The organism is Niallia sp. FSL W8-1348 (genome assembly GCF_038006745.1).
Taxonomy (GTDB): Bacteria; Bacillota; Bacilli; order Bacillales; family Cytobacillaceae; genus Niallia; species Niallia alba.
Map to the genome: position 1 here is coordinate 183,129 of NZ_JBBOVV010000002.1, position 19,587 is coordinate 202,715.

The window sequence follows — 19,587 nt, forward strand, 5'->3', positions numbered from 1 at the left end:
ATAGTGGAAGGAATGGAGATATGTATTCAATAGCAGCAATAAATAAAATGAATCGTCAAGAATTTATCGAAAAAATTGGTTGGGTGTTTGAACATAGTCCTTGGATTGCAAATAAAACTTGGGATTATCGCCCTTTTCCGAACTTAAATACGCTTCATCAATTAATGGTACAGGCAGTAACAGAGGCACCGATCGGTGATCAGTTGGAATTAATTCGAGCACATCCAGATTTAGGAGGGAAATTGAAGATGACCGATTCTTCTGTTAAAGAACAAATAGGAGCAGGACTTGATTCTCTTTCAGAAGAAGAATATAAAGAATTTGCTTCATTAAATAAATCCTATGCTAATAAATTCGGTTTTCCCTTTATCCTAGCTGTAAAGGGACATACAAAGGAAACGATTTACCAGTCGATGAAGAATAGGATTAACCATACAAAAGAAGAAGAATTTCAAACAGCATTAACGCAAATATTTGCGATAGCGAAATTCCGATTAGACGACATCGTCAAACTACAAACAGAAGAACGAGGAGCATAGGATGAAAACAGGAATTACAACCCATGTTTTGGATTTAACTCAAGGAAAACCAGGTGCTGGAATTAAAGTAGAGTTATGGGAAATAACAAATTCGACTAGAACATTTATAGCAAACGGACTAACAAATGAGGATGGCAGAGTAGAGACTGTATTATTAGAAAAAGTGGAAGATGGGGAATATGAATTAGTATTTTTGGTTAAAGAGTATTTTCAAAGAGCAGAAGGTAAAAATAATTTTTTAACTTCGATTCCGATTCGTTTCTATACAGACAAAACACAAGTGCATTATCACATTCCTTTATTATTATCTGGCTGGGGATATCAAACCTATCGAGGGAGTTGAATGAATTTGTGGGAATATGATTTAGTAATCAAAAATGGAATGATTGTTAATGAGGAAAAGCAAATAAAAGCTAATGTAGGGATAAAAGAAGGGAAAATAGTAGAAATTGATGCACATATTATGCCAAACCAAGGAAAACACAGCATAGATGCAGATGGACTATATTTATTTCCCGGTGTTATTGACACCCACGTGCATTTCAATGAACCTGGAAGAAGTGAATGGGAAGGCTTTAAGACGGGAAGTAAAAGTTTAGCAGCTGGTGGATCAACCTTATTCTTTGATATGCCATTAAACAGTCATCCTCCCACTACAACGAAGGAGGCATTTCTACAAAAAGATGCGCTTGCCAAAGAAAAATCACTTATTGATTATCGATTATGGGGTGGAGTGGTACCTGGTAATCTAGACGAACTAGAAAAACTTTACCAATGTGGGGTGATTGGCTTTAAAGCTTTTATGTCCAATAGCGGAATAGAAGATTTTCAATTCTCAGATGACCGGACTTTACTGCAATCTATGAAAAAAATCGCCGAACTACAAAGTATTTTAGCAGTACATGCTGAAAGTGATACAATCACCAGTTTTTTGAGTGAGGAGATTATTAGTCGAAGGGATCATTCTGCTTTAGCCTTTGCAAATGCGAGACCAATTTACTCTGAAATAGAAGCAGTTCAACGTATTATCGCTTATGCAGAAGTAACAAAATGTAAAGTACATATCGTTCATATAAGTAGCTCCAAGGTTTTGAAACCGATATTAGCAGCTAAAGCAAAAGGAGTAGATATAAGTGTGGAAACTTGTCCACACTATTTATCGCTAACAGTAAATGACTTAGAGAAACTTGGTTCGGTTGCAAAATGTGCTCCACCATTACGAACTAAACAGGAAATAGATAACCTTTGGGCGGCGATTGGTAAGGGGGAAATAGATGTGATTGGTTCAGATCATTCCCCGTCACTGGTTTCTATGAAAGAAGGGACTCTATTAGAGGCGTGGGGAGGAATTTCAGGATGCCAAACGACTCTATCTGTTTTATTAGAAGAAGGCTATTGGAAAAGAGGTATACCGTTAGAAATGATTGCAAAAATCACAAGTGCTAATCCAGCAAAAAGATTTGGAATATTTCCTAATAAAGGTAGTTTTTCCATAGGGAGTGATGGTGATATAGCAATCGTTGATTTAAATGAACAGTTTACCTTACAAAAAGAAGATTTATATTATAAAAATAAGTTAAGTCCTTATATTGGAAAAACATTTCGTGGACGAGTAAAAGCAACGATAAGTCAAGGTCAAATCGTTTATTCAACTCTTAAGGGTAATAAGATATCTAGCCCAAAATAAAAAAATATCTTTAATGAAGTACTCCCTCGAAAGCTTTCTTTATCCCACTCTTAACGGACAGTAAGACTCCCACCTCAAAGTTTATGAGAATATGAGGGAGATCAACTGTCCGTAAAGGTCCGATTCGTTCAACTAACCATCAGTGGAAGAGGAAGGAAAACCCTACTGATGGAAGTTTCACTTTAGGTTACGCTTGAAAAGCATTGGAAATTTCTAATGCTTTTTTTGTGCTTACTCTAAATAAAAAAGTTGAATTATTAAAAGTAAGCGATTTTTCCGACGGAATAAAACCGAATTATTATAACGTTCAACCTCTTAATGTTCGGAAATTAAGAAAAAAATGCTTGAATAGACAATAATTTTACGTTATTATGCTGAATAAAGGAATAATTTATTATTTAGGGGGAGTGGCATCATGGTAGGAGCACCAAATACTTCACAAGCAAAAAAAATCATTGTTTTAGGTTCTGGAGAGTTAGGGAAGGAAGTTATCATTGAGGCACAGCGTTTAGGTGTCGAAACGATTGCTGTTGATCGATATGACCATGCGCCAGCGAGTCATGTTGCACATCGTTCTTACACAATAGATATGCTTGATGGTGACCAATTAAGAGCGGTTATCGAAAAGGAAAAGCCTGATTATATTGTTCCTGAAATTGAGGCGATTGCAACGAAGACACTACTAGATTTAGAAAAAGAGGGCTATACAGTAGTTCCAACTGCCCATGCTACATATTTAACGATGGACCGCGAAGGAATTAGAAGATTGGCAAGCGAGACATTGAACTTGCCTACAGCAAAGTATGCCTTTGCAAATAGCATAGAAGAACTGGAAGAAGCAGTACATACTATTGGATTTCCTTGTGTCATTAAGCCGGTTATGAGTTCATCTGGTAAAGGGCAAAGTATTTGCCGAAGTGTGGATGAAATCGAAGCATCATGGCAGGAAGCAGTCAATGGCGAAAGAGGGAAAAAAACACGAGTAATTATAGAAGAGTTTATTGTATTTGAATCAGAAATAACCCTTTTGACAGTCCGTTCGGTTAATGGCACAACTTACTGTCCTCCCATTGGACATATACAAAAAGATGGGGATTATATTGAATCTTGGCAACCTCATTTTATGTCAGATGAACAACTGGCTGAGGCAGAAGAGATTGCTAAGAAAATAACGGATAGCTTAGGTGGATATGGACTATTTGGTGTGGAATTATTTTTAACAGCGAACGGTGTCTATTTTAGTGAAGTTTCCCCTAGACCTCACGATACAGGGATGGTAACAATGATAACACAAGATCTTTCCGAATTTGCTTTACATGTAAGAGCGATTCTCGGTTACCCTGTTACAGGTGTGAAATTGCATGCTCCTGGTGCGAGTAAGACATTAAAAGCAATAAAAGAAAGTGAAACATACTCCATAACTGGAATAAAAGAAGCTTTATCTGTTGAAAACACACAAGTCCGTGTATTCGGTAAACCAAAGACGACAAAGGGAAGAAGAATGGCAGTAGTATTGCATACAAATGAAACCGTTGAATTAGCATTAGATGGTGTCCGAAAAGCAGCGGAATTACTAGCTATTGATTATAAGCTATAACTCTATTAACTAATTAATTATTAATGATCGGCAAATAACATATTAGGGGTATAACAAAAATGAAAACAAAAAATCGTTGGCTAATCGCTTTATCTGCAGTTGGTATTCATATTTCAATTGGATCTGTATATGCATGGAGTGTGTTTACAAAACCGCTTGAATCTCAATACAACTGGAGCTTAACTAGTATTTCTTGGACGTTTAGTATCGCTATTTTATTTTTAGGTTTATCAGCAGCATTTCTCGGTCATTTTGTTGAAAAATATGGTCCTCGTGCTTCAGGTAGGCTTTCTGCTGTTTTGTTTGGATTAGGAATGGTAGGTGCTGGATTTGCCACCAGTATTGAATCTTTACCTCTACTTTATATCACTTATGGTATGTTTGGCGGAATCGGATTAGGAGTTGGCTATATTACACCTGTATCAACGCTGGTTAAGTGGTTTCCCGATCGTAGAGGATTAGCAACAGGGCTAGCAATTATGGGATTCGGATTTGCTTCTATGATAAGCAGCCCTGTTATGAATCATTTGATTAATACAGTAGGTATATCGAATACTTTCTATATTCTAGGTGCAATCTATTTTGTAATCATTTTATGTTCTGCACAATATTTAGAGGCACCACCTAAAGGGTACATGCCAATTGGATTTAAACAATCGATGGAAACTGGTCAAATCAAGGTAAAAGAAGATTTATCCCAATTAACTGCAAATGAAGCGGTAAAAACAAAAAGATTTTGGGCATTATGGATTATGTTGTTTATCAATATCACTTGTGGAATTGCCATCCTTGCAGTCGCTTCTCCAATGGGGCAGGAATTAGCAGGATTATCCGTAGCTGGTGCTGCGACACTAGTAGGGATTATGGGTGTATTTAACGGGTTTGGTAGAATTGCATGGGCAACCATTTCTGATTATATTGGCAGACCAAATGTCTATACCTTGTTTTTCGCAATCCAAGTAGTAGCATTCTTTGCTCTGCCGCATTTACATCATTATATCGCTTTTTCTATCATCGTATTTATTATTATGTCCTGCTATGGTGGAGGATTTGCATCAATTCCTGCCTATATTGGTGATTTATTTGGAACAAAGCAGTTAGGTGCTATTCATGGCTATATTCTTACTGCTTGGTCAGCAGCAGGTGTTGCAGGACCTAGCATTGTGTCATGGATTCGGGATACTACAGGAAGCTATCAAGGAACATTACTGGTATTTTCGTGTCTTTTTATTGTATCACTAGCTGTTTCTTTGTTAATTCGTTTAGATATTCGTAGATTAAAAGAACTAAATAAAACAGTAACAGAAAGCAGTAGTTTTTAAAATGACGTTTTAACTAGAACTTGATACGATGGATAAGAAATTTTCTTATCTCGTATCAAGTTTTTTTCCGTCTAAGCCTTTGCAAGCATTCTGATTAGTAGTATAGTAGTTTCATTGGAAATTTGTTGCATAGTTAGGGGAATTTAGAGAAATGGAAAATTTCAATACCCAATTTTTTTATTCAGTGATTATCATTGCAATTGGTTATTTCTTTAAACAGAGAAATATTATTAAAGAAAAGGATGGGGAAGGGTTAGCACGAATAATCTTTAATATCACTCTACCGTGCTTGATTATCTCTACCTTACATAACGTGATTATTGAAAAGTCATTGCTTATATTAGTATTTTTAGGGTTATTTTATGGAGTTCTTATTTCGATTATTGGCCTTTTTTTATTTCGAAAGGAAGCAAACAAGGAAAAAGGGATGCTAGGCATGCTTATTCCAGGATTTAATATTGGTATCTTTGCCTATCCTTTAGTTCAAGGGATTTGGGGTGCTGAAGGGATTAAATATTTTGGCATGTTTGATATTGGAAATGCACTCGTTACCTTTGGGATTAGCTATTTAATTGGTAGCTATTATTCACAAGAAGGGACAGTAATGACAACGAAGCAGGTAGTAGGAAAATTAGGAAAGTCCATTCCGTTAATGACCTATGTTTTTATTTTCTTCATTAATATAACTGGTATTCATATGCCACATCAGGTGATTGAAGTAACGTCCACTATTTCAAAGGCAAATATGCCACTATCTTTATTGCTACTTGGTATTTATTTGAATTTTTCTTTTGAAAAGAAGCATTGGAAGGGGATTGGAAGAGTACTTGGGATTCGATATGGTACTGGCTTATTTTTAGGGATACTTGCTTATCTTTTATGGCCAGCAGAAGATATGTTTCGTTATACGATCTTGATTGGTTTAATTTTACCGATGGCATCAAGTGTTCTTCCATATAGTGTGGAGTTTAAATATAATCAACATTTTGTCGGAACTGCTGCCAATTTATCGATTGTGATTAGTTTTTTCTTAATTTGGATGATTGGTAATTTAATTGTGTAAAGTGCATTTTCAAATAAGGATGAATTCACTCGGGATGCTCACTTTTCGATGAGCGAGATGGAACATTTTATTCTACATTAGCCTCGCACATTCTGTTTGAATTAACCGTTTATTTTTAAATATTAAATGAAAGAATAGAAGAAAAACCAACCAAGTCGAATAGACCGGTTGGTTTTATTTTGTAAGAAAGTTTTCTGTATAGTATGGTTGAGCATTGTTATTGAAGGCGACTCCTATGCCTAGGAAGGCAAAATCTTTTTGGAGAATATTTTCCCGATGACCCATGGAGTTCATTAAGCCTTCATGGGCAAATATACTGCTATTCTGTCCGTAGGCTAAATTTTCTCCTGCCATGCTATATCGAATGCCATCGTTCAGCATCCGGTCAAACGGAGACTCACCTTCTAAATTAGTATGACTAAAATAATTATTTTCCGCCATATCTAAACTATGCTTGCGGGCTGTTTCTTTGACTGCTTCATCCCATGATAAAGGCTTTAAATGGTTATTAACTCGACTCGCATTTGTCAAATCAAATAATTGGTATTCAAATCCTTCTTTCAGTTCCTCACTGCCATCCACATAAAAATCCTTCCGATTTTCTTCTATAGAAGAACTTACGATTTGAAGGGCAGTTACTGTGTTATTCTCATGTTTATCAAAAAATACTGTAACATAGGAACCATCAAGCGAGAACATCTCATAATCTCTGTCATTCGTCATTTTGTAAGAAACAAGCCCTTTTCTTAATTCTGTTAGCGGTTCTCCTAATGTTTCTAACACTTTTGCTTTTTCTGTTCCCTTTTTAATGCCGTTAGTAGAAGCGATTAAATCTTGATTTGTATATAAGGCAGCTACTTGATTATTTTCGTCATAGCCTATCATAACAAAATTTTGATAATTATGATGATACGTAAACCAGGAGATTCCATATTCATTAGTAGTTACTCGTTGGGGGCTACCAAGCGTTTTTTCAACTGCCTGTTTATTATCCCCAAGAGAAATATTATAGATCGAAAAAGGATGATCCTTTGGTGTGACTAACTCTGGTTTTGCTATTTCTTCAGCATTTTCTTCTACATTCCAGTCAGGAAGAATATCTTGAGCGTCATTAAAGAGCGATTTTAAATTACCTAATTCCTTTGTAACTGATTGAATAAAGGAAGTAATTGAATTTTGATTGATACTATTTTCTAACGTAGGAGATTGTTCAGTTACTGCATTATTTTTGCTCTCTTTAAAATAAAAATTATAAGCTCCGTATATGATCAGAATGGTAATAACCCATTTTAATAGTTTTGTCATTTTAAAACCTCCCGTTGTCTACCCATTATAACCAAATAAAATACGAATAAATCAAGCAAATAAGGTTATTAATATAGATAGACCAAAAGTAACGAATATCGCTGTATTTTAACTACTTTCCCTTTATACCTATAATATAAAACAGCATCAATATTAATAAGTTATAATTATATCATGTTCTGGCAATATCTCCTTCTAATTATGTTTTTCATTGTTTTGTACCGAACATGTAATCAATTTGTAAAGCATCTTTATTATATGTAAACGTTAATACTGCTATAATATACATAACCGTTTCCATCATGGAAAATGCTATTTAACATAAACTCTAGACAGAATTAAACGGTTTTAAAGGAGGCTATCATGCATTTAATTAGAACCGACATCGACGAAATTTTAACAAATACAACCGATTTAGAGCAAGATATATCCACTTGGAATTTAATCGACATAGAGATTGATGAACTATTAGAAGAAACAAAGCATTGGAATTAGTATAGGCAACCAAATGTACATTCGTGTAGATTATGGTTGTTTTTTTGTGTTATCCCACTCTTAATGGGCAGTAATCCGCTAAGCTTAAGCTGCGGAAAATCTAGAAAGCTACGTGAGGGATAACTGCCTGGAAAGGTCCGATAAGTGCAACTAACCGTCTGTAGGGGATGAAGAAAAACACCGATTGATAGAAGTTATCTTTATTTTGCCGATAGAAACAGATGATATCGATGTTTCTCAAAAATATTTTATAACTTTTTACTAAAACTGCTTTCTCTATCAGAACTTTGCGTTATAATAAATAGAAATAATGTTTAAGATAAGGAGAATGGAACGTGACAGAACAAACAATCACTGTAACATTAGCAAAAGAAAAGAAACCAAAACCGGATCCTTCTACATTAGTATTTGGTAAAGTGTTCACTGACCATATGTTTATGATGGATTATTCAGTCGATAAAGGATGGCATGATGCACAAATTCTTCCTTACCAACCAATTACTTTAGATCCTGCTTCTGTTATTTTCCACTATGGCCAAGCAGTTTTTGAAGGATTAAAAGCTTATTTAACAAAAGAAGGAAAAGTCCTTTTATTTAGACCAGAAAAGAATATGGAGCGTTTAAATAAATCAAATGACAGACTTTGTATTCCAGAAATAGATGAAGAGTTTGCATTAAATGCATTAAAACAATTAATTAATATCGACAAAGAATGGATTCCAAATGGGGAAGGAACTTCTTTATACATAAGACCATTTATTATTTCCACTCAACCATTTTTAGGAGTGGCAGCATCTATTAGCTACAAATTTATGATCATTTTATCTCCTGTAGGTTCGTATTATAAAGAAGGTGTTAAGCCTGTAAAAATCTTTGTAGAAAATGAATATGTACGCGCTGTTGCTGGTGGTACTGGTTCAGCAAAAACGGCTGGTAACTATGCCGCAAGCTTAAAAGCACAGCAAATTGCGACAGAAAAAGGCTACTCTCAAGTTCTTTGGTTAGATGGCGTGGAAAAGAAATATATTGAAGAAGTAGGGGCAATGAACGTATTCTTCAAAATTAATGGAGAAGTAGTAACCCCACAATTAAATGGCAGTATTTTAGAAGGTGTAACAAGAAGCAGTATTATGGAGTTGCTACAATATTGGAATATTCCTGTAACGGAAAGAAAAGTTACGATTGCAGAAATATTCGAAGCTCATAAAAAAGGTGAATTAGAAGAAGCATTTGGTACTGGTACAGCAGCCGTTATTTCTCCAATAGGTGAATTTTTCTGGAATGAAGAAAAAATTGTTCTTAATAACGGAGAAACAGGCGAATTAGCAACAAAATTATATGATACGATCACTAACATCCAAAATGGAAGACAAGAAGATCCATTTGGATGGACCGTTGAAGTGAAATAATTCCTTTTCCAAGGAAAATAAAGGAGCATCTTAATGGCGAATAAAAGCCACACGCTAAATTTTGGATGGAATTTAATAGCACATAAAGACTATAAACTTTTCTCTAACCAAAACGAATATGTATTAATGGATTGGGATGGGGACGTTGTCTTATGTGTTTCTGTTCAAGACCATGAGATAGAGGTTCTTCGCAGTAATTGGAATCTTCACTTTAAAATAAATTTGGCTTTTAAAACGATTAAAGTCTTTAATGATCCTGATGAGGAAGAATAAAAACCCTTTTTCATATTGCACGATAATAATTAGATAATCTATATAAGAAAAGTGCTGGACATAGTATTTTTAACCAAATAACCCCGAACGATTATACGTACATGCAAAGAAAGATTCGTATAACTGTTTGGGGTTTATTCATTTTAAGAAAAAAGGTTTGGGCTGATCACCCGCAGACTGAATACACTTCGCTTTCCATGGTGCGAGCGCCAAGCCACTTCGGCTTCGTCTGTACGCATTATATATTTTGTTATGTCCCAGCTTCTTTCTTAGTTTAATTGCTTAGCAGCAGCTAAAGGCTCTAAAATAAATGTATTGATAACTTTAGCAACTCCATCGTTATTATTCGTATCTGTGACAAAATTTGCAAGTTCCTTCACATCATCTGGCGCATTACCCATTGCTACGCCGAGACCTGCAAATTCAATCATTGCAACATCATTATAGCTATCCCCGATGGCAATAACTTCTTCTCTAGTAATGCCAAGCTTTTCGATAAGAAACGCTAGACTTGTCCCTTTTGTAACTCCTAATTCAGTAAACTCAAGGAAGAATGGCTTGGAGCGCATCACACTTAAATGTTCTGCTAACTCTGCTTGTAATTTAGCTTCTACTACTTTTAAGTGATCCTCTTCTTTTACCATCAATACCTTTACAACAGGAGAAGAAACAGTTTCCTTGAAATCTGCGACTGTTTTTATAGGTAATCCTGTTATTTGTGCTTCGATTTCCGTGAATGGATTATTTTGTTGTGTAATGATTTCATCTTCCATATACGTATGAATCCATACATTTTCTCTTTCGCTTAAATCAAAAAGCTGATGAACGGTTTTTGGAGCAAGTGTGCTGCTAAACAGTTCTTCACCCGTTTTACAATTTATTATCTTCGCTCCATTGAATGAAAGAATAAAACTACCATATTCCGCAAGCTTTAGCTCTTTTGCAGCTTCCTGCATGGCATATGTTGGTCTTCCCGATGCAAGAACTACCTTTACACCATGTTCTTGGGCAAGCATAAGTGCTTTTTTTGTTGCTTCAGAAATTATATGTTCATCTGTTAATAATGTATCATCCATATCTAATACGATCATTTTATAGGCCATTTCTATTTTCCCCTTTCTTAATCTCTATCAAGAATACATGAAAATTTGGAAATAGCCAATATCAAAATAATAACGGAGTTTGCGACAGCAGGATTTCTTGCTGAATTCATAATTTCAATAAAGAAAATCACCAATGATGGGAAGATTTCTTTATTTTATGTTTATAATCCTTAATGATGGGAACTTGTTAAAGTAAGTAGCTTGTTATATTTTTTAAAAGGAATAAATTACCTCAAAAAAGTATTTGAATTATCAGAAAATTACTGCTATACTATAAAAAAGAACAAGGGGTTGATTCGAATGGAAAAGTATTTATTAAATGCACCAAAACAGTCTGTAGGAAATGTTGTTGATTCTTTATTTGCTGAAATGGTCTTAGAAAAAGCCCTTTACGATTTTCGAAAAGTAGAACTAAAAAGACAAATTGATGAAACATTGATCGCTGGTGACAGAGAATTATTTTATCGCTTAACGGAAGAGTTAAATCAATTAACTACTTAATAAACCATAGTAAAATTATAATAATAATCATAACCGCTATCCTAAAAGGTTAGACCTTACTATATTTCATCTAAGAAATTTAGTGAGGTCTTTACCTGTGAAAAAGGATAGCTTTTTATTTGGAATTGATAATAAGTTGTATAATATAGAAACTGCCGATAAACATAAGTTTATCGGCAGTTTCTGGGATACTTAAATGTATCCTACGTATTGAGGCAATAAACTACGCTCCACATAGCGTAATAACGTTCATTGACTTATTCAATATAGCTCATCGCTTGATTAATATAACATAGTTACTTGAAGTTTAGCAAGCTTTTTCTTTGAAGTTAACATGATAATATCGCAGGGGAAGTCTCTATATCACGACTCTTTATATATATAATTTCTTTATAAAAATTGTTAACAAGAAAATGCCAAAATGCGGATAGAAACGTTTCTACTTTACACGAAAGGATAATTCTATGTATGATTACTGCATATACTTAAAGTCTAATCTATTTAGTCTAAGATTACAGGCAGCAAACTAGACAAAAACAGTCAATAGAAAAACTGGGAGGAAGTTTATGCAACTATTTAAAACAAGGGAAGAAGTCGCAATTTTTGAAAAGTGGAATTTAGGCGATATATATGAATCAGAAGAAGAGTGGGAAAAGGATTTAGAAGCGGTAAAGGAAAAAATTGATGGGCTTAAAGCATTCAATGGAAAAATTACCAATGGAGCTAACTTATTAACTTACCTATCTTTATCGGAGGAAGTTAGTTTTATTTATCGAAAAGTTTACGCATACGGAATGCTGCTGTTAGATTTAGACACGCGTAATACCCATGCACAAAGCCTTATTGAAAAAACACGTTATGTCGGCCAAAAATATAGCAGTGCCACATCCTTTTTTATGCCCTATTTATTATCGTTAGATGAAAAAGAACTAAAAGCATACATAAAAGAAGAAGAGGGATTAGCTTATTTCGAAAAGGATTTATTGGAATCCTTTCGCTATAAAAAACATGTTTTAAGCAAGGAAAAAGAAGAAATCTTATCAGAACTCGGGGAATCATTAGCTGTTCCTAGCAATGTTTTCGGGATGATCAACAATGCGGATATAACCTTTGGAGAAGTAACAAATGACAATGGAGAAAAGGTTGAATTAACAAGGGGAATGTATGCGAAACGAATCGAAAATGAAGATAGAGAAGTAAGAAAAGAAGCTTATCTAGCGTATTATAAGCCCTATATTGGTCTAAAAAATACGATAGCTGCTACTTTTAGTGCAGCAATAAAAAATAATGTAAAAACGGCAAAGCTAAGAAATTATCCTTCAGCCTTGGAAAAAAGCTTATTCGGTGATCAAGTTCCTGTTGAAGTGTACAATAATTTAATTCGTACAACTAGAAAAAACTTACCTTATTTGGATGACTATATGAATTTTCGTAAAGAGCGACTGCAGATTGAAGAGCTCCATGCCTATGATTTAAGTGTGCCACTAGTTGGAGAAGCAGCAAAAGAAGAAATCAGCTACGATAAAGCGTTCCAAATAATGCTTGATGCCTTACAGCCGTTAGGGGAAGACTATATTTCTGTATTAAAAAGCTTTAAAGAGAAGCGTTACTTAGATGTGCGGGAAACACCAGGAAAACGATCAGGTGCATATAATTTAGGTTTATACGGTGTGCACCCATATATTCTTCTTAACCATCGAGACGATTTAGATAGTCTATTTACTTTAGCTCATGAATGTGGGCATGGTATGCATTCTTATTTTAGTAGCAAGCATCAGCCGCAAATAAGTGCAGGATATAGCATTTTTGTAGCAGAAGTGGCTTCTACGGTTAATGAAGTTTTGCTAATTAGGCATTTATTAAAAATAGAAAAAGATCCAGATAAAAGAGAGCATTTACTACATCATTTTATCGATAGCTTTAAAGGAACATTTTTTACTCAAGTAATGTTTAGTGAATTCGAAAAAACTGTCCATGAGCAAGCTGAGAATGGATTGCCGCTTTCCTTGGATTTTTTCAATACAACCTATGAGGAATTATTTAAAGCATACAATGGGAGTGATTTAGTAGTAGATGAGCAAGTGAAGTATGGCTGGTCGAGGATCCCTCATTTTTATCGACCATTTTATGTATATAAGTATGCGACCGGATTTGCTTCTGCTATTAATATTGCAGACAAACTTTTAGAAGGAAAGAAAGAGGACGTAGAAAACTATTTAAACTTTTTAAAAAGTGGAAGTTCTGATTACCCTCTTGAACTGCTTAAGAAAACAGGCGTCGATTTGACTACACCAGAACCAATTGATCATGCACTTACTATTTTCCATTCTTTAGTGAAGGAAGTTTTAGGAAAATAAAAAACGGGTGAAAAGAAGGGTCAAAATTTTTTTTAAAAGATTTGACCCTTCTTGTTGCTTTTATTACTGGTATTTTTCTAATATAGTAAAAAAGTCGATGATAAATCTGCGAAAGGTTTGAACAGATGGAGGAGATTCCCGATTGCTTGGGACGATAATACCAACCGTTCGGCTAATAATGGGGTCTTCAATTGGAATTTTCACTGTAAACTTTGGAACATTGTCATAGAAAGTACTTTCTGGTAAAAGTGTCACACCCATTCCTGCAGAAACTAATCCTTTTATCGCATCTAAATCCTCGCCTTCTGCATTTATATTTGGTAAAAACCCTTCTTGTTTACACGCATCAAAAGCGATTTTTTGCAATATATACCCTTCTGGAAATAAAACAAATTGATCATTACGCAAATCACGTAATCTAAGTGCTCTTCTTTCACTTAACACATGGTTACTTGGCAATAAGGCAAAGATTTTTTCTGTAAACAGAATGTTTCCCGTTAATAAAAAGTCGTCTGTTGGAACAGGACCTAAGAAGGCTAAATCTAAATCTCTGTTTTTTACTCCTTCGGTTAAAAAATGATAAGAGCCCTGCCTCAAGTGAAATTTTACATGCGGGTGTTTTTCTTTAAAGGCAGAAATAACGGTTGGCAGCAAATGACTAGCAAGACTAGTTGGAAAGCCTATTTTAATGGAACCTCTTTCGGGATCCAAATAGGCATTTACTTGTTCAATAGCTTGATCAACCGACTTAATGATGGAAAGAGAATGGGTTAAAAAAATTTTTCCAATCGAAGTTAATTTTACGTTTCTACCTTCTCGTTCGAATAATTGAACGCCTAATTCATCTTCTAAATTTGCAATTTGGCGACTAACAGCAGATTGAGCAACATGAAGATGTTCAGCAGCCTCTGAAACATGTTCCCTTTCCGCTACCTCAATAAAGTATTTTAATTGTCTAAGTTCCATTTTAACGACCTTCTTTTTTATTAATTATGATGGTTAGTTGCACTTATGGGATCTTTACGGGAGAGCTTCAACACTCATCGATTTTCCTTTGTTTGAGCGGGCTTACTCTCCATCAAGAGTAGGATAAAATTAAACTAAATCCTGCTGTGTTTAAATAGTCTCACCTAACAAACTTTCAAGGCATAAGTAAACACAAAAAAATACCTTAAGCCTTAGTTAGTGCCATTGTAGCAGAACTTGGTTCACTTAGTTGACTAGTTTGTATGGTTTTTGTCTCAGTGCCTGCACTTTTTATCATCTAATTTTTAGATTAGTTCTATCTAAATGATATATTGTACATATGAATTTGTATAGTATAATTAAATTATCTGAATTGAAAAAGTTGTTAGAAAATCTGACAGGGGTGGTTGAAATGACGTACAACCAAATGGAAAAAGCACAGGGCTTATATAGACCGGAATTTGAACATGATGCGTGTGGAATCGGACTGTACGCTCATATAAAAGGGGAAGCGACACATGACATTGTAAAAAAAGGTTTAAGTATGCTTTGTAAATTGGATCATCGTGGCGGGCAAGGAAGTGATCCATTAACTGGAGATGGGGCTGGCTTAATGGTGCAAATACCTGATGCCTTTTTTCGAAAAGAGTTAGAAAATATTGCTCTTCCAGAGAGCGGCAAATATGCTGTTGGTATGATCTTTTTTTCCAAAGAAGATCCTAATAGAGACTTAATTGAATCAAAAATTAACGAATATATTGCAGAAGTTGGCCAAGAACTTTTAGGATGGAGAACTGTACCTACAGATTTCAGAAAAATCGGAAAAGTCGCACAGAAAAGCTGTCCGGTTGTTCGCCAAGTATTCATTCAATCAAATCAAGCAAACAAAGATAAATTAGCTTTTGAACGGAAACTATATATTATCCGCAAATTAGCGGAAAATTGGGGTAGAACGGAAGGAAAAGAATTTTACTTTGCAAGTTTATCTTCCAGCACGATTGTTTATAAAGGATTATTAACATCTGATCAAGTAGAAAGCTTTTACTTAGATGTGCAAGATCCAACTTTTGTATCTGCTTTTGCGATTGTCCACTCTCGCTTTAGTACCAATACATTTCCTAGCTGGGAAAGAGCGCATCCCAATCGATATTTAATTCATAACGGTGAGATTAATACATTACGGGGAAACTTTAACTGGATGAAAGCAAGAGAGCAGCAATTTGTGTCAGAAGTTTTTGGAGAGGATTTACAAAGGGTTCTGCCAATTTTGGATGCTAACGGAAGTGATTCTTCTGTATTTGATAATGCATTAGAATTCTTTATCTTATCGGGACGCACACCTGCTCATGCAGCAATGATGATGATTCCAGAGCCTTGGACAGAAAATCCGCATATAACAAAGGGAAAAAGAGATTTTTATGAGTATCACAGTAGCTTAATGGAACCTTGGGATGGTCCAATGGCCATTACATTCACAGATGGAAAACAAATCGGTGCTATTCTTGACCGTAATGGCTTACGTCCGGCGAGATATTATGTAACGAAAGATGACTATATCGTATTTTCTTCAGAAGTTGGAGTTGTACCAGTCGAAGAAGAAAATGTCCTTTATAAAGAGCGTTTAAGTCCAGGGAAAATGCTATTAATTGATCTTGAAGAAGGACGTATTGTTTCTGATGAGGAATTGAAAAATACGATTGCTTCCGAGCATCCATACGCTGATTGGTTAGAAGAAGTCATTCGATTAGAGGAAACAAAAGAAGAAAAAGCAGAAACATTCGCTGATTTACTTGCAAGACAAAAAGCTTTTGGCTATACGTATGAAGATGTCCAAAAGAATTTGCTTCCAGTTGTTTTAGAGGGAAAAGACCCAATTGGCTCAATGGGCAATGATACACCACTAGCCGTGTTATCTAATAAGCCACAATCCTTATTTAACTATTTTAAACAGCTATTTGCGCAAGTTACTAACCCGCCGATTGATGCGATTCGGGAACACTTAGTTACATCAACGCTTTCTTGGTTAGGAGCCGAAGGTGATTTATTACATCCTGATGCAAGTAATTGTTATCGAATCCAATTAAAAACACCTATTTTATCAAATAGTAATGTAGAGCAATTACGAGCCAATACGTCTTCAAAATTCACGGCAAGAACTCTAGATGCCTTGTTTACAGATAACTTAGAAAGTAGTTTAAATCTTCTCGTAGAAAAAGCAGAAGAAGCAATTGCACAAGGTGTATCTTTGCTTATCCTATCAGACCGAACAATGAACAAGGAAGAAAAAGCGATTCCGGTTTTACTTGCTGTAAGTGCATTGCATCAAGACTTAATTAAAAAAGGACTTCGTACGAAAGCAAGTATTATTGTAGAGTCTGGAGAAGTAAGGGAAGTTCATCATTTTGCAAGTTTAATTGGTTTCGGTGCAGATGCGATTAATCCATATTTAGTGTATGCGACCTACAATCAAGCTATAGAAGATGGGATTCTATCCCTTTCATATGAAGAAACGGTAGCAAGATATAATACAGTGATTACAGAAGGTGTCGTAAAAGTAATGTCGAAAATGGGTATATCTACTGTACAAAGCTATCGAGGAGCACAAATTTTTGAAGCTGTTGGCATCGGTAAAGAAGTAATTGATCGATACTTTACAGGCACTGTATCACAGCTTGGTGGTATTGGTTTAAATACTATTGCAGAAGAGGCATCGAAAAGGCATCAATTAGGCTATCAAGAATCGATTGATGAAACGCTAGATTCCGGCAGTGACTTTCAATGGAGAAAAGGCGGGGAACATCATGCCTTTAATCCGAAAACCATTCATACTTTACAATGGGCATGTCGAAAAGGGGATTACTCATTATTCAAACAATTCTCTGAAGCAGCCAACGAAGAAAGCATGAGTTTTTTACGAAATTTATTAGCTTTTAATGCTACTAGACAGCCGATTGATATTAATGAAGTGGAATCAGTCGAATCCATTGTAAAACGATTCAAGACTGGTGCAATGTCTTTTGGATCGTTAAGTAAGGAAGCACATGAAACATTAGCAATTGCGATGAACAGATTAGGCGCAAGTAGTAACAGTGGAGAAGGTGGAGAAGATCCATCCCGCTATATGATAGATGAAAATGGTGACAACAGAAGAAGTAATATTAAGCAGATTGCTTCGGGACGATTCGGTGTAAAAAGTCATTATTTAATTAACGCCAAAGAATTGCAAATTAAAATGGCGCAAGGTGCAAAACCAGGTGAAGGCGGGCAATTACCAGGTAATAAAGTATATCCGTGGGTTGCAGAGGTCCGTGGTTCCACACCAGGTGTAGGATTAATTTCCCCACCGCCGCATCATGATATTTATTCGATCGAGGATTTGGCTCAACTAATTCATGATTTGAAAAATGCCAATAGAGATGCACGTATTTCCGTTAAATTAGTTTCAAAAGGCGGTATTGGTACGATTGCTGCTGGCGTTGCAAAAGGGGCAGCAGACGTAATCGTCGTAAGTGGATATGACGGGGGAACAGGAGCATCACCTAAAACAAGTATTAAACATACGGGTCTTCCATGGGAATTAGGTTTAGCAGAAGCGCATCAAACACTTATGCTAAATGGTTTACGAAATCGTGTTGTTTTGGAAACTGATGGTAAGCTCATGACAGGGAAAGACGTTGTGCTTGCAGCTCTTATGGGAGCAGAAGAATTTGGCTTTGCAACAGCTCCGCTAATTGTTATGGGATGTGTGATGATGCGTGCTTGTCACTTAGATACATGTCCAGTAGGTATCGCAACACAAAATCCAGAATTACGCTATAAATTTGCTGGCGATCCAGATCATATCGTTAACTTCATGCGTTTTGTCGCTGAAGAAGTACGTGAGCTGATGGCACAATTAGGATTCCGCACAGTGGAAGAAATGGTTGGTAGAACAGATGTACTAAAAGTCAGCGAAGAAGCAAAAACACATTGGAAAGCAAAAGATTTAGATTTATCGAAGCTTTTATATCAAGTGGATGGACCTAGAACGTTTGAAACACCACAAAATCATAAAATTGATGAAAGCTTAGATATTCAAAAAATTCTTCCAGCCGTTCAAAAAGCAATCATTAATAAAGAAATGTTGGATTTGCATTATACAATCAGAAATACAAATCGCGTAACAGGCACTATCGTAGGTAGTGAAGTATCGAAGCTATATGGGGAAGAAGGTCTTCCAGAAAATACAATTAATTTACATTTCACCGGTTCAGCAGGCCAAAGCTTTGGTGCTTTTATCCCTAAAGGCATGAGTTTATATTTAACCGGTGATGCAAACGACTATATTGGAAAAGGGTTATCAGGCGGAAGAATTGTCGCAAAAGCACCATCTGTCAATTCCTTTGACGCCAAAGATAATGTCATTATTGGAAATGTGGCTTTTTACGGTGCAACAAGTGGGGAAGCTTTTATTAACGGAAAAGCAGGAGAGCGATTTGCTGTTCGTAACAGTGGGGCGAGTATAGTTGTAGAAGGCATAGGTGACCACGGCTTAGAATATATGACTGGTGGAGAAGTGGTCATATTAGGAGATGTAGGGAAAAACTTTGCAGCTGGTATGTCAGGTGGAGTAGCCTATGTATTATCTAAAGATGCTGAACAATTTAAAGCATTATGCAATAAAGAAATGATTATCTTTGAAATGTTAGAAGAACGAGCAGAAATAGAGAGAATAAAAGGGCTCCTTGAAAAACATATGGAACTAACAGATAGTTTAGCAGCTCAACAAGTGCTTGCTAATTGGGATAAATACGTACAACAGTTTGTGAAAGTGATTCCGAAAGACTATAAACGAATGATTGCAAATATTCAAAAAGGGTTGGAAGGCGGCCTGTCAGAAGAGGCAGCTGCAATGGAAGCATTTGAGAATAATTCCAAACAAGACAAAAAAAAACAAACAAATAAAATAACCGTATTAGTGCAGTAGAAAG

Annotated in this window: 15 protein-coding genes; 12 read left to right on the forward strand and 3 right to left on the reverse strand. The window is 35.6% G+C overall.

Features of this window, described 5'->3' with window-relative positions:
• The first annotated feature begins 20 nt into the window (after positions 1 to 20).
• The 6 genes from uraD to NST60_RS19375 all read left to right on the forward strand — a co-directional run bounded on the left by uraD (position 21) and on the right by NST60_RS19375 (position 6,208).
• Positions 21 to 539, forward strand: a complete 519-nt coding sequence (uraD, locus tag NST60_RS19350) for a 2-oxo-4-hydroxy-4-carboxy-5-ureidoimidazoline decarboxylase (protein ID WP_016203803.1) — start codon at positions 21 to 23, stop codon at positions 537 to 539.
• 1 nt (position 540) lies between these two features.
• Positions 541 to 882: a hydroxyisourate hydrolase gene (gene uraH, locus NST60_RS19355; protein WP_016203804.1), complete on the forward strand. Its 342-nt coding sequence runs from the start codon at positions 541 to 543 to the stop codon at positions 880 to 882.
• Positions 883 to 2,226, forward strand: coding sequence for an allantoinase (locus NST60_RS19360; RefSeq protein WP_040343684.1), 1,344 nt, complete (start codon positions 883 to 885; stop codon positions 2,224 to 2,226).
• 415 nt (positions 2,227 to 2,641) lie between these two features.
• Positions 2,642 to 3,823 carry a formate-dependent phosphoribosylglycinamide formyltransferase gene (gene purT / locus NST60_RS19365; RefSeq protein ID WP_341099988.1) on the forward strand — a complete coding sequence of 394 codons (1,182 nt, stop codon included), beginning with the start codon at positions 2,642 to 2,644 and terminating at the stop codon, positions 3,821 to 3,823.
• A 59-nt stretch (positions 3,824 to 3,882) separates the two neighbouring features.
• Complete coding sequence (locus NST60_RS19370; RefSeq protein ID WP_016203807.1) at positions 3,883 to 5,145, forward strand: L-lactate MFS transporter; 1,263 nt, start codon at positions 3,883 to 3,885, stop codon at positions 5,143 to 5,145.
• 151 nt (positions 5,146 to 5,296) lie between these two features.
• A complete protein-coding gene (locus tag NST60_RS19375) occupies positions 5,297 to 6,208 on the forward strand; it encodes an AEC family transporter (protein ID WP_169188589.1) in 912 nt (303 codons plus the stop codon).
• A 174-nt stretch (positions 6,209 to 6,382) separates the two neighbouring features.
• Here NST60_RS19375 and NST60_RS19380 read toward each other — a convergent pair whose 3' ends face one another.
• Positions 6,383 to 7,513, reverse strand: a complete 1,131-nt coding sequence (locus NST60_RS19380) for a CAP domain-containing protein (protein ID WP_016203809.1) — start codon at positions 7,511 to 7,513, stop codon at positions 6,383 to 6,385.
• Positions 7,514 to 7,876: 363 nt separating this feature from the next.
• Here NST60_RS19380 and NST60_RS19385 point away from each other — a divergent pair, with 363 nt between their 5' ends.
• From NST60_RS19385 to NST60_RS19395, 3 genes are all read left to right on the forward strand, one after another.
• A complete protein-coding gene (locus NST60_RS19385; protein WP_263479814.1) occupies positions 7,877 to 8,008 on the forward strand; it encodes a hypothetical protein in 132 nt (43 codons plus the stop codon).
• Positions 8,009 to 8,343: 335 nt separating this feature from the next.
• Positions 8,344 to 9,417 carry a branched-chain amino acid aminotransferase gene (locus NST60_RS19390; protein WP_101731169.1) on the forward strand — a complete coding sequence of 358 codons (1,074 nt, stop codon included), beginning with the start codon at positions 8,344 to 8,346 and terminating at the stop codon, positions 9,415 to 9,417.
• 33 nt (positions 9,418 to 9,450) lie between these two features.
• Entirely contained in the window at positions 9,451 to 9,690 is a 240-nt protein-coding gene (locus NST60_RS19395) for a hypothetical protein (RefSeq protein WP_016203810.1), read from the forward strand.
• A 269-nt stretch (positions 9,691 to 9,959) separates the two neighbouring features.
• On the opposite strand, the gene NST60_RS19400 is transcribed toward NST60_RS19395, so the two are convergent.
• A complete protein-coding gene (locus NST60_RS19400; protein ID WP_016203811.1) occupies positions 9,960 to 10,793 on the reverse strand; it encodes a Cof-type HAD-IIB family hydrolase in 834 nt (277 codons plus the stop codon).
• A gap of 300 nt (positions 10,794 to 11,093) precedes the next feature.
• Between NST60_RS19400 and NST60_RS19405 the strand changes: the two genes are divergently transcribed.
• Complete coding sequence (locus NST60_RS19405; RefSeq protein WP_169188590.1) at positions 11,094 to 11,294, forward strand: IDEAL domain-containing protein; 201 nt, start codon at positions 11,094 to 11,096, stop codon at positions 11,292 to 11,294.
• Between the two features lie 566 nt (positions 11,295 to 11,860).
• Positions 11,861 to 13,651 (forward strand): oligoendopeptidase F, encoded by a 1,791-nt coding sequence (gene pepF / locus NST60_RS19410; protein WP_016203813.1) that lies wholly within the window; start codon positions 11,861 to 11,863, stop codon positions 13,649 to 13,651.
• Positions 13,652 to 13,714: 63 nt separating this feature from the next.
• On the opposite strand, the gene NST60_RS19415 is transcribed toward pepF, so the two are convergent.
• Positions 13,715 to 14,617, reverse strand: a complete 903-nt coding sequence (locus NST60_RS19415; RefSeq protein ID WP_016203814.1) for a LysR family transcriptional regulator — start codon at positions 14,615 to 14,617, stop codon at positions 13,715 to 13,717.
• A 412-nt stretch (positions 14,618 to 15,029) separates the two neighbouring features.
• On the opposite strand from NST60_RS19415, the gene gltB reads away from it, so the two are divergent.
• Positions 15,030 to 19,583 (forward strand): glutamate synthase large subunit, encoded by a 4,554-nt coding sequence (gltB, locus tag NST60_RS19420; protein ID WP_341099989.1) that lies wholly within the window; start codon positions 15,030 to 15,032, stop codon positions 19,581 to 19,583.
• Positions 19,584 to 19,587 lie beyond the last annotated feature (4 nt).